The organism is Flammeovirga aprica JL-4 (assembly GCF_012844305.1).
Classification (GTDB): domain Bacteria; phylum Bacteroidota; class Bacteroidia; order Cytophagales; family Flammeovirgaceae; genus Flammeovirga; species Flammeovirga aprica.
This window is the reverse complement of record NZ_JABANE010000405.1, coordinates 1-584: the sequence shown is the minus strand read 5'-3', so window position 1 is coordinate 584 and position 584 is coordinate 1. Positions and strand designations below refer to the sequence as shown.

Below are 584 nucleotides of genomic sequence, written 5' to 3'. Positions count from 1 at the left end.
GGCAGCGCCATCGTCCGGTCAGGGCAGGTACGGCAGTCTGTTATTTTGTTCGCTTCACAGGTAGAATGCTGCCCGTTTACCTTTTTTGCGCCACCCCGGCGCCCATCAACACTAAGGTCTGGTCATGACGTCTACAGCTATCCCATCTTCCCGCGCTGTCACATCCTCTCCCGTTGTGGTTGCGCTCGACTATGATAATCGCGATAAAGCGCTGGCATTTGTCGACCGCATCGACCCGCGCGACTGCCGCCTGAAGGTGGGCAAAGAGATGTTCACCCTGCTGGGCCCGCAGTTTGTCCGCGATCTGCATCAGCGTGGGTTTGAGGTGTTCCTGGACCTTAAGTTTCACGATATTCCCAACACCACCGCCCGCGCGGTGGCCGCAGCGGCTGAGCTGGGCGTATGGATGGTGAATGTCCATGCTTCCGGCGGCGCGCGAATGATGACCGCCGCGCGCGAAGCGCTGCTGCCGTTTGGCAAAGATGCGCCGCTGCTGATCGCTGTCACGGTGCTCACCAGCATGGAGTCCAGCGATCTACAGGATCTGGGCATTACCTTATCTCCGGCTGACTACGCGGCGAAGC

At 59.8% G+C, this 584-nt stretch carries 1 protein-coding gene; it reads left to right on the top strand.

The window, feature by feature from the left end; all coding sequences use genetic code 11:
- Nucleotides 1-124: 124 nt before the first annotated feature.
- On the top strand, nt 125-584 hold a 460-nt coding region (gene pyrF / locus HHU12_RS34630), incomplete at its 3' end, for an orotidine-5'-phosphate decarboxylase (RefSeq protein ID WP_169661232.1).